The organism is Nonomuraea sp. NPDC049129, from assembly GCF_040648495.1.
Lineage (GTDB): Bacteria > Actinomycetota > Actinomycetes > Streptosporangiales > Streptosporangiaceae > Nonomuraea.
The window spans coordinates 106,896-124,058 of sequence record NZ_JBEZDU010000004.1 but is presented as its reverse complement, the minus strand read 5'-3'; the positions used below and the strand labels follow the sequence as shown (position 1 = coordinate 124,058).

At 68.5% G+C, this 17,163-nt stretch carries 13 protein-coding genes; 7 read left to right on the top strand and 6 right to left on the bottom strand.

The window, feature by feature from the left end:
- Positions 1-112: 112 nt before the first annotated feature.
- Positions 113-772, bottom strand: a complete 660-nt coding sequence (locus tag AB0B64_RS13450) for a response regulator transcription factor (RefSeq protein WP_357941801.1) — start codon at positions 770-772, stop codon at positions 113-115.
- A complete protein-coding gene (locus AB0B64_RS13445; protein ID WP_357941799.1) occupies positions 769-2,010 on the bottom strand; it encodes a histidine kinase in 1,242 nt (413 codons plus the stop codon). Before AB0B64_RS13445 ends, AB0B64_RS13450 begins: the two co-directional genes overlap by 4 nt.
- A gap of 184 nt (positions 2,011-2,194) precedes the next feature.
- On the opposite strand from AB0B64_RS13445, the gene AB0B64_RS13440 reads away from it, so the two are divergent.
- The 4 genes from AB0B64_RS13440 (at position 2,195) to AB0B64_RS13425 (ending at position 8,326) form a co-directional block, all read left to right on the top strand.
- Positions 2,195-2,902, top strand: a complete 708-nt coding sequence (locus AB0B64_RS13440) for a hypothetical protein (protein WP_357941797.1) — start codon at positions 2,195-2,197, stop codon at positions 2,900-2,902.
- Between the two features lie 137 nt (positions 2,903-3,039).
- Complete coding sequence (locus AB0B64_RS13435; RefSeq protein ID WP_357941795.1) at positions 3,040-4,065, top strand: permease; 1,026 nt, start codon at positions 3,040-3,042, stop codon at positions 4,063-4,065.
- A complete protein-coding gene (locus tag AB0B64_RS13430; RefSeq protein WP_357941793.1) occupies positions 4,062-4,766 on the top strand; it encodes a TIGR03943 family protein in 705 nt (234 codons plus the stop codon). Before AB0B64_RS13435 ends, AB0B64_RS13430 begins: the two co-directional genes overlap by 4 nt.
- Before the next feature lie 218 nt (positions 4,767-4,984).
- Complete coding sequence (locus AB0B64_RS13425; protein WP_358177135.1) at positions 4,985-8,326, top strand: S8 family serine peptidase; 3,342 nt, start codon at positions 4,985-4,987, stop codon at positions 8,324-8,326.
- A 166-nt stretch (positions 8,327-8,492) separates the two neighbouring features.
- On the opposite strand, the gene AB0B64_RS13420 is transcribed toward AB0B64_RS13425, so the two are convergent.
- The 4 genes from AB0B64_RS13420 to AB0B64_RS13405 form a co-directional block, all read right to left on the bottom strand.
- Positions 8,493-9,428: a methyltransferase gene (locus AB0B64_RS13420; protein WP_358177132.1), complete on the bottom strand. Its 936-nt coding sequence runs from the start codon at positions 9,426-9,428 to the stop codon at positions 8,493-8,495.
- 108 nt (positions 9,429-9,536) lie between these two features.
- Positions 9,537-10,316, bottom strand: a complete 780-nt coding sequence (locus AB0B64_RS13415) for an ABC transporter permease (RefSeq protein ID WP_358177129.1) — start codon at positions 10,314-10,316, stop codon at positions 9,537-9,539.
- The gene (locus AB0B64_RS13410) at positions 10,313-11,086 is read right to left on the bottom strand and encodes an ABC transporter permease subunit (protein ID WP_358177126.1); all 774 of its coding nucleotides are present in this window, start codon (positions 11,084-11,086) and stop codon (positions 10,313-10,315) included. The genes AB0B64_RS13415 and AB0B64_RS13410 overlap by 4 nt, the downstream gene beginning before the upstream one ends.
- Positions 11,083-12,069, bottom strand: coding sequence for an ABC transporter substrate-binding protein (locus tag AB0B64_RS13405; RefSeq protein WP_357941783.1), 987 nt, complete (start codon positions 12,067-12,069; stop codon positions 11,083-11,085). The genes AB0B64_RS13410 and AB0B64_RS13405 overlap by 4 nt, the downstream gene beginning before the upstream one ends.
- A gap of 575 nt (positions 12,070-12,644) precedes the next feature.
- Between AB0B64_RS13405 and AB0B64_RS13400 the strand changes: the two genes are divergently transcribed.
- The 3 genes from AB0B64_RS13400 (at position 12,645) to AB0B64_RS13390 (ending at position 17,146) form a co-directional block, all read left to right on the top strand.
- The gene (locus AB0B64_RS13400) at positions 12,645-15,269 is read left to right on the top strand and encodes a nitrate- and nitrite sensing domain-containing protein (protein ID WP_358177123.1); all 2,625 of its coding nucleotides are present in this window, start codon (positions 12,645-12,647) and stop codon (positions 15,267-15,269) included.
- Positions 15,266-15,688, top strand: a complete 423-nt coding sequence (locus tag AB0B64_RS13395) for a roadblock/LC7 domain-containing protein (protein WP_357941780.1) — start codon at positions 15,266-15,268, stop codon at positions 15,686-15,688. Before AB0B64_RS13400 ends, AB0B64_RS13395 begins: the two co-directional genes overlap by 4 nt.
- A gap of 153 nt (positions 15,689-15,841) precedes the next feature.
- Positions 15,842-17,146 (top strand): PHB depolymerase family esterase, encoded by a 1,305-nt coding sequence (locus AB0B64_RS13390; RefSeq protein WP_357941778.1) that lies wholly within the window; start codon positions 15,842-15,844, stop codon positions 17,144-17,146.
- Positions 17,147-17,163: the final 17 nt, after the last annotated feature.

Here is a 17,163-nt window from a genome sequence, read left to right as displayed (position 1 = left end):
ATGCCTGTTGGTGGCGTGGTGCGCACGATGAGGTCGTGGACATGCGACGAGGTGAGTGGTGGTGGGGGTGTCGCCGGGCAGCGCTGTCGTGCTCGGACAGGAGCGTCGTGGGTCAGTTGCCGGCGCGGATGAGGCCGTGTTCGTAGGCGTACACGACGGCCTGGACGCGGTCGCGGAGGGCGAGTTTGGTGAGCATCCGGGCGACGTGGGTCTTGACGGTGGCTTCGCTGACGTACAGACGGGCCCCGATCTCCGCGTTGGACAGGCCGCGCGCGACCAGGTGCAGGACCTCGAGCTCGCGTGCGGTCAAGCTGGCGACCTGCGGTGGCGGCGGGAGTGGTGCGGGGGTGCGGGCGAACTCCTCGATCACCCGCCGGGTGACGGCCGGGTCGAGCAACCCCGCGCCGGAGGCGACGACGCGGATGGCGTGGACGAGGTCTTCCGGGGGCGCGTTCTTGAGCAGGAAGCCACTCGCCCCCGCCCGAAGCGCCTCGTAGACGTACGAGTCGATGTCGAACGTGGTCAGGACGATGACGCGGGTCGGCGGCGGGGTGTCGGCGAAGAGGCGTTGGGTGGCTTGGATGCCGTCCAGCCTGGGCATGCGGATGTCCATGAGTGTCACGTCCGGGCGGAGCCTGCGTGCTGCGGTCACCGCGCCGAGCCCGTCACCGGCCTCGCCCACCACCTGGATGTCGGGCTCCGCCGAGATGATCAGGCGCAGCCCGGCGCGGATCATCTGCTGGTCGTCGGCCAGAAGCACGCGGATCGTCATGAGCCCTGCCCGGACTGCCTGGACTGCCCGGACTGACCGGTCAGCCGGAGGACGGCGGTGACACGGTAGCCGCAGCCCGGCTGCGGACCGGCCTCCAGTGTCCCGTCGTAGAGCGCGACCCGTTCGCGCATCCCGACAAGTCCGTGGCCGCTCCAAGGCGTCGGCCCGTCGGCTGGTGGTGACCTGCCGTCCGTCCGTGCTGACCTGCCGTCAGTCCGTGGTGACCCACCGTCCGCCTGCGGTGGCCTGCCGTCGTCGAGGACATCGAGGCGTAGCGTCTTGTCGCCGTAGTGGATCACGCAGTCGATCCGGGTGGCGTCGGCATGCTTGCCCACGTTGGTGATTGCCTCCTGCAAGATCCGGTACGCCGACAGGTCGATGCTGGGCGGCAGCGGTAAGGGAGTGCCCTCAACCCGCAGCTCGGCCCTCAGGCCGCCCGCCCGGAGCGGTTCGAGCAGGTCACCGGCGTCGGCCAGCCGTGGCAGGGAGGTGTGCGACACGGGTGCGTCCGGTTCGCGGAGCAGGGCGAGGAGCCGGTGCATCTCGGTCAGCGCTTGACGCCCGGTCTGCTCGGCCACCAGGAGCGCCTCCCGCTCGGCCTGCTGTTCGGGCCGCAGGAGCCGGCGGATCCCGCCGACGTGCAGCGCCATCGCCGCCATGCTGTTGGCCACCACGTCGTGTAGCTCGCGGGCGATCCGGGCGCGCTCCTGGTTGACCGCGGCCGCCGCCTGCCAGTCGGCTTCGCGCTTGATCTGCGCGGCCCGCTGTTCGGACAGCTCGGCGCGGATTTGTCTGATGCTCACCGCGTGACCGGCCAGCCACACACCGGTCACGAACACACCCGCGTAGAGCAGGTCGGCGGGCGAGGGTCCCTTCTCGATCAGCACCGCCACCGCGGCCAGGCCCAGTGACACGGGCAGGACCGCCATGAGGTGCCGCGCGTGGAAGGCCGCCGAGAAGACCGCGATGACCAGGGCGAACAGCGTCGAGAAGCCGCTGTTGGAGTCCACGCCGAGCGAGGCCTGAACGATCTGGCCGCCGAACACGATCACCAGCACCACCGTCGGGGCCCGTCTGCTCCATGCCAGTGCCAGGCCCGTCACCAGCACGGTGGCGGCCACCGCCGGCCGGGAGCCGCCCACGACGGCGCCGGACCACACCTCCGCCTGGGCGAGGCCGGCGATGCCCAGCGCCAGGAGCACGTCGCGCCGGTGCGGCGATGCGGTAAGCCTGACCATGGGTTGACGATAAGCCTGCGGGGAGCTGCGGCGAGTCAGCCTGGGGGACGACGTTTTCAGGTGCTGCCGTCATCCCGTGGGCGGACCCGGATCGAGCCGTACTACTGACGACCGCGGTGGCGTCCCGGCAGGACATTGAGGCGTCGGCCGCCATCGAGGCGGTCGCGACCACGGGAGGGACATCATGTCCGCTTTCTCCGACGCCCGGCGTCTCCGCCGCATCGCGGCGGGGCTCAGCCTGATCGGGCTCGGCACGCTGCTGGTAGCCCAAGACCCACTCGACCCGACCGGCGGAACCGGTTTCTACGGCGCCGCGGTCGGCCGACCGGGACTGATGACCGCCTCGGCGCTGACACTGCTGGCATCGGCGGTGCTCACCGTGCCCGCGATCGGCGGCATCGTCCACCAGGCTCGCGACCGCGGCTCACTGCTCGCCCACCTGGGAGGACTGTGCACCCTGCTCGGCGCGCTGGGACACATGGGACTCGCCACGGTGTACCTCGTCATGCGGTCACTGGCCGGCGGCGATCCGGCGCAGATGCGGGCCTTCGAGGACAGGCTCAACGCCGACCCGGCGCTCGTGACCTTCTTCGTCCTGCTGACCAGCTTCGGCATCGGCATAGCGCTGCTGACCTGGGCGGCCTGGCGAGCCGGGCTGATCGGCTGGTGGGCCCCGGCGCTGATCACCGCCGTCGTGATCGTACACAACGTGTTACCCGATGACCCGCCGGCCGCGGTGGAGCTCGCCGCGCTCGGCGCGATCGCGGTGGTGTTCGGCCGGCTGGGCGTACGCACGCTCAGGCTGTCCGACACCGACTGGGACGTCACCGCCACGCCCGCACCACGGCCGGCCACGACGGCCCCCACCGTCCCCCGAACGTCCGAAGCCTGAGCGCCTTGGGCGAAGGAGGGCTCCCCGGGACAGTGACAACCGGGCACCCTTGGTTTCGGCCTGCGGCAAGGACACCGCGGAACCCGCTAATCTGCTGCTCGCGTGTCATCAGAACCGAGCGCTGGGCAGGGAGGACGATGACACAGAGAACCCCGCTGGATTGGCCCGAGGCGGAAGATCATCTCCCACCGGACTCGTGGGGGCGCAGACCCGCCCATGAGTCGTGGCTGCCGTGGTCGTTCGTCGGCCTGGTCGCGCTGCTGGTGGCGGGCCGGTTCCTGCTGGCGCCCTACCTCACGGCTCCTGTGCTGCAGACATGGGCCACCATCTTCGTGGCAGTGTGTGTGCAGGCGCTGCCGTTCCTGGTGTTCGGGGTGGCGTTGTCGGCGGCCATCACCGCGTTCGTGCCCGCCTCGTTCTGGACCAGGGCCCTGCCGCGTCAGACCTACGCGGCGGTGCCGGTGGCCGGGGTGGCGGGCGCGGTGCTGCCCGGGTGCGAATGCGCCTCGGTGCCGGTGGCCTCGGGGCTGATGGCGCGTGGTGTGGCGCCCGCCGCGGCGCTGGCGTTCCTGCTCGCCTCGCCGGCGATCAACCCGGTTGTGCTGGTGGCCACGGCGGTGGCCTTTCCCGGCGACCCGGCGATGGTGGTCGCGCGGTTCGGCGCCTCGCTGGCCGTGGCCGTGCTGGCCGGCTGGATCTGGGCGCGGTTCGGGCGCACCGAGTGGCTGCCGGTGCCCCGCCGTACCGCGGCGCCGGGGCATGGCAAGTGGGGCGCGTTCGTGGACGCGATGTGCCACGACCTGCTGCATACCGGCGGGTTCCTGGTCGTCGGCGGGCTGACGGCGGCGACGCTCAACGTGGTGGTCCCCCGCTCGTGGCTCACCTCCGTGGCCGGGATTCCAGTGCTGTCCGTGCTGGTGCTGGCGCTGCTGGCGGTGCTGTTGTCGATCTGCTCGGAGGCCGACGCGTTCGTGGCCGCCTCCCTGACCGCCTTCTCGCCCACGGCCAAGCTCGCCTTCCTGGTGGTGGGGCCGATGGTCGACCTGAAACTGATCGCGTTGCAGGCGGGTACGTTCGGGCGGCCCTTCGCCTGGCGCTTCGTGCCACTCACGCTGACGCTGGCGATCGGCGTCAGCTTCGTCACCGGATGGGTGCTGCTGTGAAACGCCAGACGCAGAGTCTGATGCTGCTGATCCTCGGCGGGGCGCTGCTGAACATCTCCGCCTTCTCCACTACGTACGTCAACTACGTCAAACCGGGTTTCCGGCCGTTACTCGTCGGAGCCGGGGTGGTGCTGGCGATCCTCGCCCTGGTGTCCCTGGTCAGGCAGTGGCGCGGGCAGGGTGATGGGCACGACCACGGTCACGACCACGGGTCACGGGTGGCGTGGCTGCTGGCCGTGCCGGTGTTCGCCATCGTGCTGATCGCACCTCCCGCGCTGGGCTCGTTCGCGGCAGGCGGCGAGGACGACGCGCCCGCGCCGCGCCCGCCCGCCCCCGCGGCCTTTCGTAAGCTCTCCGACGGCGCGCCCCAGCTGGCGCTCGGCGAGTTCATCGGGCGCGCCTACGACCCCGCCGGCACGTCGCTCGCGGGCCGGCAGGTCAAGCTGACCGGCTTCGTGGTGCCGTCGAAGAAGAAGAATCTCTGGTACGTCACCAGGATGCAGATGAGTTGCTGCGCCGCCGACGCCCTCGCCTTGAAGGTGGCGGTCCGGGGCGTACCGGCTCCGAGGGAGAACTCCTGGGTACAGGTCACCGGCTCATGGATCCCGTGGAAAGGCAAGATCCCCAACGGCTACGTAATCCCTGACATGACCGCTACCGACGTAGTGAAGATCGATCAGCCGGCCGAGCCGTACGAATAGCCAAATTGCCCGCCGGATTATGGCAACTCAGTGGGGTTCTCGGCCGGGTGATCGCTGGTTACACTCCGGTCGGTACCGAGCCGCCCCACCGGGCGACTCATACGGCTTGTCACCCACCGGGGAGGGTTCAGTGATCTCTCCGGTGTGCCTCGACGCAGGGTGACCTGACGCCTCCTTGGCGCGTGGTGAGTCCATGCAGCCTCGACGAGGAGGAACTTGTGTTATCCAGTCCCCGCTTATCCCGTGCGCGGCGGCTCGCGTCGGTGGTCATCGGCCTGAGCATGGTGGCGGTGATGAGCCCGGCAGCGGCGCGGGCCACCCCCACCCCCTCTCCCGCGAACGGGAAGTGGCAGGCCACCCCCGTCACCGGCGCCCAGCTCGTCGAGGGCGCCAAGTCCCCGACGGGCAAGCTCGCCAAGAGTGACCAGGCGCTGTTACGGACCACGTCGCCGGCGCCGATCAACATCATGGTCAAGCTGGACTACGACTCGCTCGCCGCCTATCGGGGCGGGCTGCCCGGTCTGCCGGGCACCAGTCCCGCCGTCACCGGCAAGGCACTCGACACCAGGAGTGCCGAGGCCAAGAAGTACGGCCAGCACATCGAGAGCGTGGAGAAGGCGTTCCTCGACCAGCTGGCCGGCAAGGTCCCAGGGGCCGTGGTGGGCCAGCGGGTCAGGACCGTCTATGGCGGCATCGCGCTCCGGATCCCGGGCAACAAGGCGGCCGAGGTGTTGAAGCTGCCCGGCGCCGTCGCCGTACAGGAGGACAAGCCCCAGCAGCTCCTCACCGACTCCAGCCCGGAGTTCATCGGCGCCAACACCATCTACAACCAGCTCGGGGGCAGCAACTCCGCGGGCAAGGGCGTGATCGTGGGCGTGCTGGACTCAGGCGCCTGGCCCGAGCACCCCCAGTTCGCCGCCCCGACCGGCCTGCCCGCGCCCGGTCCGACCAAGGACGGCACGCCCCGGGTCTGCGACTTCGGCGACAACCCGCTGACCCCGGCCAACGATCCCTTCACCTGCAACAACAAGCTGATCGGCGGGCAGCCGTTCCTGGAGACCTACAACGCGGTCTTCGGTGGCGAGGTCTACCCCGACAGCGCCCGTGACTCCAACGGGCACGGCACCCACACCGCCACCACGTCGGCCGGCGGCCCGGTGGCCGACGCGAACCCGATGGGGATCAGCCGCGGCCCGATCCACGGCATCGCGCCCGCCGCCGAGGTCTCGGTCTACAAGGTGTGCGGCGCGCAGGGCTGCTTCCCGTCCGACTCGGCGCAGGCGGTGGCACGTGCCATTCTGGACGGCGTCCGGGTCATCAACTTCTCGATCTCCGGTGGCTCCGACCCCTACAGCGACCCGGTCGAGCTGGCCTTCCTCGACGCGTACGCGGCGGGCGTGCTGGTCTCGGCGTCGGCGGGCAACTCGGGGCCCGGCGCCAACACCACCGACCACCGCAGCCCGTGGGTGACCACGGTGGCCGCGTCCACGCAGACCAGAACGTTCCAGTCCACGATCACGCTGTCCGGCGGTGGCGCCACGGCGACGATCAAGGGCGCGTCCGTCACCTCCGGGCTCGCCTCGCCGCTGCCGGTGGTGCTGGCGTCCGCTCCGCCGTACTCCAACTCCTTGTGTGACACCCCGGCGCCGGCCGGGATCTTCACCGGGAAGATCGTCGCCTGCGAGCGCGGCCCGAACCGGGTGCTGAAGAGCTTCAACGTCAAGCAGGGCGGCGCGGCGGGGATGATCCTCTACAACGCCTTCCCGTTCGACGTCTTCACCGACGCCCACTGGGTCCCGTCGGTGCACGTCAACAAGCCCGAGACCGACGTACTCATGAGCTTCCTGTCCGCGCATCCGGGCGCGACGGCGTCGTTCACCCAGGGGGTCAAGGCCAGCTGGCAGGGCGACGTGATGACTTACTTCTCCTCGCGCGGTCCCGGCGGGGACTTCCTCAAGCCCGACGTCACCGGGCCCGGCCTGCACATCCTGGCGGGCATGACCCCGACTCCCGAGTCACCGCTCGAAGGGCCGCCCGGCAACCTGTACCAGGTCATCCAGGGCACGTCCATGTCGGCGCCGCACGTGACCGGCTCGGCCGCGCTCGTGTTCGCCCTGCATCCGACCTGGACACCGGGACAGGTGAAGTCGGCTCTGGAGACCACGGCCAAGACCGCGGTCACCAAGCAGGACCGCGTCACCCCCGCGGACCCGTTCGACATGGGCGGCGGGCGCATCGACCTGACCAAGGCCGGTGACCCCGGACTGACCCTGGACGAGAGCGCGGCCAACTTCATCGCCTCGGCCACCGACCCGCTCAACAGGATCGACCTCAACCTGCCCTCGGTGAACGCGCCGACCATGCCCGGCCTGATCACCGCCAAGCGCACGGTCACGAACACCACCAGCAAGTCGCTCACGTTCTCCGCCTCGGCCACGACCGTCAGCGGCGCCAACATCACGGTGCTGCCGGCCAGCTTCACCGTCGCACCGGGCAAGAGCACGAAGCTGACGGTGGTCATCACCGCGCCGGACCTGCCCGACGGGCAGTACTTCGGCCAGGTGAACCTCAAGCAGGTCGGCGGCTCGCGGGCACTGCACCTGCCGGTGGCCTTCTTCCGCCAGGAAGGCATCGTGCCGGTCGACCAGACCTGCGCGCCGGCCACCATCCCGAGGAACACCGGTGAGTCCACCTGCACGGTCACCGTGCAGAACAACAGCCTGTCCAGCACCGAGGTGACCGCGCTGAGCACACTCGACGCACGCCTGCGGCTGAACAGCGTGACCGGGGCCACCAAGATCGGGACCCAGATCGCGACGGCCAAGGCGACACTGCCCGGCCGCCAGCCCGACAAGCCGACCATCGCGCCGGGTGCGGGTCCTGCCGGATATCTTCCGCTGGACGCCTTCGGCATCACACCGACGCCGATCGGGGACGAGCAGGCGCTGAACTTCACGGTGCCCGCCTTTACCTTCGCCGGTAAGACCTACACCAGGATCGGCGTGGTCTCCAACGGCTACAGCGTCGCCGGCGGAACCAACGGCGCCGACGACATCGCCTTCCTCCCGCAGACACTGCCCGACCCGGCGCGGCCGAACGCCGTGCTCGCCTCCTACTGGACCGACCTCGACGGCACCGGCGCCCCCGGCGTCTTCGCCGGGACGCTGACCGACGGCGTCAGCCGCTGGCTGGTGCTGGAATGGCGGGTCCACACCTTCGGTACGAGCAGCCTCAAGGTGTTCCAGCAGTGGATCGGGCTCAACGGCGTGGAGGACATCAGCTACGCCTACGACCCGGCCAACCTGCCGGGCGACGCCCCCGCGGGCGCGGGACTGACCGTGGGCGCGGAGAACGACGAGGGTACGGCGGGCGACCAGATCTCCGGGCCGCCCACCCAGGACCTCGTGGTCACGAGCACACCCGGCGCGCCCGGCGGTGCCCTGACCTACTCGATGAAGATCAAGGGGGTCAGCCCGGGCGTCGGCAACGTGACGACGGCCACCTCGACCCCGCAGGTCAAGGGGATCACCGTCGAAGTGGACAAGATCACCGTCCAGTGATCCGGTAGCGCCGCGGGCGGCTCGCCCGCCCGCGGCGTCACCGCCCGAGGCGTCACCGTCTGCGGCGTCACCGCCCGACGCGTCACCGCCCGCGGCGTCACCCTCCGATGGCCATATCGGTCATATCGGGTAGCGAACGGCCGCGGATCCGCTCAGGACGCCTGCCTCAGACGGGCCTGGCCTCAAGGAGGCTCGCTCCCGCACCCAGCTCGATGACCTCCGCCAACTCCAGGTCGGCCTGCTCGAACAGTGTCGCGTACTCCTCCCGGCTGCGCTCAAGGCCGCCGTTGAAGATGGCCAGCATGCGCAGATCGAGATCCTTGCCCAGATGCGGCGCCTCGTCGTCGGGCAGTGCCACCTCCAGCACCAGCACCCGCCCGCCGGGGTTCATCGCGCGGCGGACATTGCGCAGAATCCGCAGGGCGTCGCCGTCGTCCCAGTTGTGCAGGATGCTCGCCAGTAGATAGGCGTCCGCGCCCGCCGGAACCGAGGCGAAGAAGTCGCCGGCCACGACCTCGTACCGATCGGCCAGGCCCTCGGTGGCCAGCAGGTTCCTGGCCCGGGCCGCCACCTGGTCGAGATCGAAGAGGATGCCGCGCATGCCCGGATTGGCGTGCAGGACCGTGGCCATAATGTGGCCACTGCCCCCGGCGACGTCCACCATGGTCTCGATGCCCGCGAAGTCGTACCGCTTGACCAGGCCGTCCGTGAACGTGATCGCCCTGGTGGCCATGTAGTCGTCGAATATGCGGCCCACATCAGGATTTTTCGCCAGATGCTCGTACAACTTCCCGTACTTCGCGACGAATGCTGAGCTGCCCTGGCGCACCGTGTCCGGCAGCTTGCCCATCGCGTACCAGAAGCCTTCCTCGCCCAGCGCGCGGATCGAGGAACGGATCGAGCCGGGGACGTCGGAGCGGAGCGTGGTGCCCATGTCGGTCAGGCCGTAGCCGTCGGCGCCGACTGTGTGGACGACCCCCATGCTCGCCAGCTCACGCAGGACCCGGCGGAGCGAGGGGGCGTGCGCCCCGCACCTCTTGGCCAGTTCATCGGTGTCGAGCGGGCCGTCCGCCAAATGGTCGGCGACGCCCAGCTCCGCCATGGTCAACAAAGCCGCGAATCGCGAAATTTCGGAAACAGATCTCCAGAGGAGGCTGTCAGAGTGTGGCATGTGTCCCTTCCAAAAGGTTCCAAGGGGTTCCAAGAGAGTTCATGGCGTCTGGGTGGCCTGCCTGTGCCATACCAGCACCCGGCGCTCCGCCACCACGAAAAGCGCGTTCACGATGAAGCCGAGCATCCCCAGCAGCGCGATCGTCGCCCACACCGCGGGTGTGTCGAAGCTGCGCTGTGCCGTCAGCAGCTGGTAGCCGATGCCGTCCGTGCTGCCGAGCACCTCAGAGATCACCATGAGGATCAGCGCGAGCGACAGGCTCAGCCGCAGGCCCGCGAAGATCTTGGGTGAGGCGGCGGGGATGACGATCCGGCCCAGGCGCTGCGCCCTCGACAGCCCGAAGACGGTGGCGGTCTCGGTGTAGGTCCGGTCCACCGACCTGGCCCCGTCCATCGAGTTGAGCAGCACCGGCCAGATCACACCGGACACGATCACGGCGAGCTGTATCCGCAGGCCCGCCTGGAACAACACGATGAACAGCGGCAGCAGCAACGGCGGCGGAATGGCGCGGCCGAACTCGATCAGCACGCTCACGTAGTCGGTCGCCACCCGCGAGCGCCCCAGGAGCACTCCCAGCACCACTCCGATGAGCGAGGCCAGGATCCACCCGGAGAACATGCGTCCGAGGCTGGGCAGGATGTTGGCCAACGCGTCGTCTGTGAGGAACAGCCGGGCGGCCGGGCCGGAGAACCACAGCTCGTACATGCGGGAGACGATCGTGGTGGGCGGCGGGAAGTCCGTGTCCTCGAGCCGCCGCGCGACGAGCTCCCAGAAGACGATGACGGCGAGGATCACCCAGGACCTGGCGAGCGACTTCACGACACCGCCCCCGTCCGCACCAGGCGCCAGCGGAACAGGCGGCGCTCCGCCGCCTGTAACGCCACGTTGGCCAGCAGGCCGAACGCGCCGGCCCAGAACGTGGCCGCCATGATGAGGTCGGTCCTGTTCCCGCTTCCCGCCTGGACCACGAAGACCCCCAGGCCCGCGACGCCTCCGGCGAGCAGCTCGGCGCTGACGGCGATGATCAGCGCGATCCCGGCGGCGATCCGGATGCCGGTGGCGACGAAGGGCGCGGCACTGGGCAGGCTCACCCTGCCGAGCACGGCCAGCCTCCCGAATCCGAAGCTGCGCAGGGACTCCTTGGCCAGCGGGTCGACGTCGTGCATGCCGTACAACGTGTTGATCAGTATCGGCCAGACGGACGCGTAGACGATGACGGAGACCTTCATCAGCTCGTCCTCCGGGATCAGCAGGATCGCCAGCGGAATGATCGCGACAGAGGGGATGGGTCGCAGGAACTCCAGCAGCGGCCGGAGGGCGCGCTCCATCGGGGTCAGCGCGCCGAGCAGGACGCCCGCCGGGACGGCCACCGCCACCGCGACCAGCAGGCCGAGCGCCCAGTTCGTGAGCGTCGTGAGCGCTCCCGTCAGGAAGTCTCGGTCGGCCAGGAGGAGCACCGCCTCGTACAGGATGGCCGAAGGCGGCGGGAAGACCAGGTCGCGGCTCAGCCCGAACCGGATGACCAGCTCGCCGACGGCGAGAAAGCCCGCGGCGCCCATGACGCCGCGGAGCAGTTGTGCACGGGTCATCCGCTCGACGGTGCCGCGATGATCGACTTCACGTCGAAAGCACTGGTGAGGTACTTGTAGTCGAGCATGAGATCGGCCACTTTCTGCAGTCGGGTGGCGCTCAGCTCGCTCGGAAAAGTGCCCAGCGTGATGACCGAGGCGGTCTTCGCGTCGATCTTCGTGTACGTGGGCAGTATCGCTTCGATCTCCTTGCGGTTACTCGACGCGAGACTCTGAGCCTTGCCGATCGCCCGTTGGAAGGCGGCCAGCGTCTTCGGGTTCTTCTTCGCCCACTCGTCGGTGGCCATCCAGCCCGCGATCGGCAGGTCCTCGGTCTCGCCCGTCATGGTGTCGGCCAGCTTGCGGAAGCCCAGCTTGCTCTGGTTGGCGGTGATGAACGGCTCGGTGATCCAGCAGGCGTCAGCCTGCCCGCTGGTAATCGCGTTGCCCATGTCGGGGAACGGCTTCTCGGCGAACTTGACGTCGTTCTCGGTAAGTCCCGCCACCTTGAGTTGCGTAGTCACAGCCAGCGTGGCGATGTTCCGGAGATTGTTGACCAGGACGGTCTTTCCCTTGAGGTCAGCGACCGTTTTGATCGGTGAATCCTTCGGAACCATGATGTTGAAGGTGTTCGGACCGGCCTGGTACGCGTCCGCGACCAGCTTGAGCTTCTCACCCTTACTGACGGCCAGGAAGGTCGAGGCGTAGTTGGTTTGAGAGATGTCCAGTGCGCCGCTCTTGACCTGCGGAATCGCCGCCGCTCCGCCAGTGATGGTGACCGGCTGGACCGTCAGGCCCTCTTCCTTGAAAAAGCCCTTGGCGTTGGCGATATAGAGCGACACAGCGTCAGGAATCGGTAGCGCACCGACCTTGATGGTGGTCTTCTCCAAGCCGTTGCTGTTGGCCGACGCGCCAGGAGAGTCGCTGTTCCCACCACAGGCGGTAAGGGTGAGAGCGACTGCGGCGCCGAGAAAAAGGGCGCGACAGCGCAGTGTGCGGGTCATCGGGGGGTCTCCTACCAGGGGAAGCAGCGTCTGGCGATCCGACATCGAGAACGCCGAGCGTGAAGCGTAGCGGAGGGAAGATCAAACCTGAAGCGCCATGCCACGCATATCCAAATATTTCAATGAAACGCAATATATGTGGAGATATAGACTCTATGTACTTAGAGTACTATTGATGATCACATGCCCGGATTGGCATGATTTTTCAGATATATGCACTGTAATGTAAAATATGATTAAAGTATCAACAAAAAAATATCGCGTTGGACCCGTTGAAACTTCCGAGGAGTTGGCTAACCTCTCGACTTCGTGATCAACTTGCCTGCACTAACTCGACAGTGTGACGAATTCCGTGACGAATTCCCTGTAGCAGGCCACGCGAGAGGTTGCCACCAGTGAGGACAACGACGACCAAACACGGACGCGTCGGGGCCCCCGCTCTGCCGGGACATTCAGTAGCGAATTCGAAGTCAACCGACTCGGCGCCCGCCCGCGGTAGCGCAATGGCCTTGCGCAATTGGCGGGTGCGAACCCGCCTCATTTCTCTCATTGCCATTCCCACCCTGGTAGCCGTTATGCTGGGCGGGCTACGCGTCGCCACCTCGATCAGCAGCGCACAGCAGTATCAGCACATCAGCAACGTGAGTTCCCTCGTCGCGCAACTCGGCGAGCTGTCCCGCGAGATGGCCCTCGAACGTGACCTCTCGGCGCAGTTCGTCGCCTCCAACAGGGCATCGGCCGAGAAGGAGCAGCTCGCGGCCCAGCAGGGGATCGTGAACGCCAGCGTGGCGCGCACGAACGCGGCCGCCGCGACGGCCGAGGACTCGCTGTCCGATCTCGGCCGCAGGAAGCTGGCCACCATACGCACCAGGCTGACCCAGCTCGCCTCGCTGCGAGCCACCGTGGCCGGCACACTGCTGCCGCCGCTCCCGACGATGGAGAAGTATTCCGAGGCCATCGCCGAGATGCTGCAACTCTACGACGAGGTCACACAGGGCTCGACAGACGAGCAGCTCATCTCCACGACCGCGGCCCTGCGAGCCATCGCCCGCTATGAGGAGGAGACCTCCAAACTGCGAGGCCTGCTGATGATCGCGCTGGTCAGAGGGTCGTTCGAAGAACCCGAGTACAAAGCGTTCCTCGATGCCCGCTCCAGGCGTGAGAGCGAACGCACCTCGTTCCGCACCGTGGCCACCGTCGCCCAGCGGCAGTTCTTCGACAACACGGTCGCCAGCGTGAAGGTCGGCCGGGGCGAGTTCTACATGAACAGGGCCGTGTTCCTCACCAACACGGGCCTGTCCCTGCGGCGGCTCGACACCTCGACCACCGACGACGTCGCCCGCTGGTTCGAGTCCATCAGCGACACCGTCGACAGCGCGCACACCGTGCAGAAGGCGATGTCGCAGCAGGTCGCCACCATCAGCGCCGACGTCCAGGGCAACGACCAGTACGTGGCCGGGCTCAACATCGCCCTCGTCATCACCCTGATCATCCTGGTCCTCGCCGTCACCGCCGTCATGGCCCGCTCGCTCGTCCGGCCGCTCAGGCGGTTGCGCGGAGACGCGCTCAAGGTCGCCGGCCAAACGCTGCCTGAGCTCGTTCGGCAGCTCCGCACCAGCGAGGTCAGCGCGGACGATGTCCAGGTGCCGCCGATCGCCATCTCGTCGACGGACGAGATCGGTGAAGTCGCGCGGGCGTTCGACGAGGTACACCGGGAAGCCGTCCGGCTGGCCGGTGAGGAGTCCCGACTCCGAAGCAACGTCAACGCGATGTTCGTCAACCTCTCGCGCAGAAGCCAGACGCTGGTCGAGCGGCAGATCACCCTCATCGACGGGCTGGAGCAGGGCGAGCAGGACGAGAGCCGGTTGGCGAACCTGTTCAAGCTGGACCACCTGGCCACCCGTATGCGCCGTAACAGCGAGAACCTGCTCGTCCTCGCCGGTCAGGACCCGCCGCGCCGCTGGAGCCAGCCGGTCAAGCTGGTCGACGTGGCCCGCGCCTCCCTGTCGGAGGTCGAGAACTACGAGCGGGTCGTCCTGCAGGTGCCCGACGGCGTTGCCGTCGCCGGTCAGGCCGTCAACGACGTCATCCACCTGCTGGCCGAGCTGGTGGAGAACGCGCTGTCGTTCTCGCCCCGCGAGACCCGCGTCACGGTCTCCGGCAGCCGCATTGACGGAGGCGGCGTGATGCTGTCGATCACCGACTCCGGCATCGGCATGACCCAGGACGAACTGACCCAGGCCAACGACCGCCTTACCAACGCGCCCATCGTGGACGTCTCGGTGTCGCGCCGCATGGGCCTGTTCGTGGTCGCCAGGCTGGCGCACCGGCACGGCGTCCGCGTACAGCTGCGCCCGCACGGCTCCGGCGGTCTCACCGCCATGGTGCTGATTCCGGAGGCGCTGCTGGGCATGCCTTCGCCCGCCTACGCCGGCATGCCCGTCGGGGGCCGCGAGGAGGCCTATTCCACGCCGCCGCCGTTGCCGGCGGCCACGTACCAGATGGGCCCGGGACACCCGTCGTATCCCTCCAATCCTCCGGGCTCGGCAGGCGCCTGGCCCTCGCCGCCCCCGCGGCCTGCCGAGACCGGTCGGCCGGCCGTGCCGCGCGCGAGCTTCGGCTCCTACGACACCGGCGACATCTGGACGCCGTCGAGAACGCCGGTCGGCTGGTCCGGCGATAACGACCCGCCGAAATGGCCCACTGGCGACCAGCCGCCGAGCAGGAGCCTCGGCGACCGCGTGGACGGCCCGGCGCGGGCCGGATACGACTTCCCCGAGACCGAGTCGGCCGCCACCGGCCCGATCCCGGCCGTGCGGCCGGCCTCCGGGGGTGATGAGTACCTGCCGATCTACGAGTCGATCGAGTCGGCCTGGTTCGAGCGTGGTGAAAGCGGCGCGAACTGGAGTTCCGCCCAGGCGGATGCCGGCTGGCACGCCGCGGCGGCCGCGGTCGAGCCGGTACGTGACGGCGCGACGGCCGCCGGGTTGCCCAGACGGGTGCCCAAGGCCAACCTCGTGCCGGGTTCGGCCGGCGCGTCCACCGCGCCGAAGGACGTCCCGCCGGCGCCGCCGATCTCACCCGACCGGGCGCGCAACCGCCTGGCGAGTTTCCAGAAGGGCCTCCGGGCCGCGCGCGAGGACATCAGTCAGGGCAGGGCCCCTTCTACTGGCCCCATGAACAGGGAACTGGGTGCATGAACGACCTGACTTACGTGGGGCATGGGCTCGACTGGCTGGTCACTGAATTCGTCAGCACCGTCCCAGGCGTCGCCCACGCGATCGTCGTCTCATCCGATGGACTGCCCCTCGCGGTCTCGGCGGCCTTTCCCGCCGACCGGGCCGAGCAACTGGCCACGATCGCCGCGGGGCTGGTGAGTTTGACGCTGGGAGCGGCCAGGGTCTTCGAGGCCGGCACCGTCACCCAGTCCGTGGTGGAGATGCAGCATGGGCTGCTGCTGACGATGTCGATCAGCGACGGCTCATGCCTGGCCGTTCTCGTCGCGCCTGACTGCGACATGGCGCTCGTGGCGTACCACATGACGCTCATGGTGGAACGGGCCGGCCAGGTGCTGACCCCCGCCGTACGCGCACACCTACGTACCAGCCTGACCAGGTGATTTCCGAAACTTTCAAGAATCCGAGCCTGGGTTAAGCAGATTCCCCAGGTCACTCGAATGCCGGGCATGGCGGCCCACTTGGGTCCTTGTCTCTCGAAACGTTTTTAAGAATACTCCGAATATTTCGGGGTCGCATCGAGAGAGGGGCAGCGGATGAGGATGACCACCAGAGTGCTCGGCGCCTTGATCGCCGCCGCGATGTTCGTCATCGCGTGGCTGACCATGGCGCCGCCGGCCTCGCCGGCCTCGCTCACCGAGGTGACCAACTTCGGCACCAACCCCAGCGGGCTGCGGATGTACGTGTACGTACCGAACAACGTCGCGGCCCGGCCGCCGATCCTGGTGGCCGTGCACTACTGCACGGGCTCCGGCCCGGCCTTCTACTCCGGGACCGAGTTCGCCTCGCTGGCGGACAGGTACGGATTCATCGTCATCTACCCCTCCGCCACCAGGAGCGGATCCTGCTTCGACGTCTCCTCGCCACAGGCGCTCAAGCACGACGGCGGCAGCGACCCGGTGGGGATCGTGTCCATGGTCAAGTATGTCGAGCAGCACAACAACGGCGACGCCTCCCGGGTCTACGTGACCGGCGCGTCCTCGGGCGGCATGATGACGAACGTGCTGCTGGGCGACTATCCCGACGTCTTCAAGGCCGGGGCGGCGTTCATGGGCGTGCCGTTCGGCTGCTTCGCCACCACCGACGGCTCCAGCTGGAACAGCGCCTGCGCCAACGGCACCATCATCAAGACCCCGCAGCAGTGGGGCGACCTCGTACGCGGCGCCTTCCCCGGCTACACCGGGGCGCGTCCGCGCATGCAACTGTGGCACGGCACCGAGGACGCCACGCTCCGCTACCCGAACTTCCAGGAAGAGATCAAGCAGTGGACCGACGTCCACGGCCTCAGCCAGACGCCCACGTTCACCGACCACCCGCAGGCGTCCTGGACCCGGACCCGTTACGGCGGCACCGGCACCATGGTCGCCGTCGAGGGCGTCAGCATCCAAGGGATCGGGCACAGCCTTCCGCAGGGCGGCATGGCCGCCGGGGTCATCCAGTTCTTCGGCCTGGACGGCGGGTCCACCGGCCCTTCGCCGACACCCACCCCGACACCCACCCCGACTCCCACGCCGACGCCCGGCGGACCCTGCGGCGTCACCTACACCATGAACAGCTGGAACACCGGATTCACCGCATCCGTCACCATCACCAACACCAGCGCGTCCCCGATCAACACCTGGGCCCTGACCTTCACCCTCCCCGGCGGGCAGACGGTCACCTCCGCCTGGAACGCCACCGTCTCCCCCTCCAGCGGTCAGGTCACGGCCAGGAACGTCAGCTACAACGCCACCATCGCGCCCGGAGCCTCCACCAACTTCGGCTTCCAGGCCACTCACACCGGTAACACCGGCAAACCCACCTCCTTCACCCTGGGCGGCACGACCTGCACCATCGCCTGACCAGGTGGCTCCGGGCG

Bases quoted from the DNA above. Each gene is read 5' to 3' on its own strand.
- AB0B64_RS13450 (WP_357941801.1), bottom strand. From the start codon at position 772: ATGACGATCCGCGTGCTTCTGGCCGACGACCAGCAGATGATCCGCGCC.
- AB0B64_RS13445 (WP_357941799.1), bottom strand. From the start codon at position 2,010: ATGGTCAGGCTTACCGCATCGCCGCACCGGCGCGACGTGCTCCTGGCG.
- AB0B64_RS13440 (WP_357941797.1), top strand. From the start codon at position 2,195: ATGTCCGCTTTCTCCGACGCCCGGCGTCTCCGCCGCATCGCGGCGGGG.
- AB0B64_RS13435 (WP_357941795.1), top strand. From the start codon at position 3,040: ATGACACAGAGAACCCCGCTGGATTGGCCCGAGGCGGAAGATCATCTC.
- AB0B64_RS13420 (WP_358177132.1), bottom strand. From the start codon at position 9,428: ATGGCGGAGCTGGGCGTCGCCGACCATTTGGCGGACGGCCCGCTCGAC.
- AB0B64_RS13410 (WP_358177126.1), bottom strand. From the start codon at position 11,086: ATGACCCGTGCACAACTGCTCCGCGGCGTCATGGGCGCCGCGGGCTTT.
- AB0B64_RS13405 (WP_357941783.1), bottom strand. From the start codon at position 12,069: ATGACCCGCACACTGCGCTGTCGCGCCCTTTTTCTCGGCGCCGCAGTC.
- AB0B64_RS13400 (WP_358177123.1), top strand. From the start codon at position 12,645: ATGCTGGGCGGGCTACGCGTCGCCACCTCGATCAGCAGCGCACAGCAG.
- AB0B64_RS13395 (WP_357941780.1), top strand. From the start codon at position 15,266: ATGAACGACCTGACTTACGTGGGGCATGGGCTCGACTGGCTGGTCACT.
- AB0B64_RS13390 (WP_357941778.1), top strand. From the start codon at position 15,842: ATGAGGATGACCACCAGAGTGCTCGGCGCCTTGATCGCCGCCGCGATG.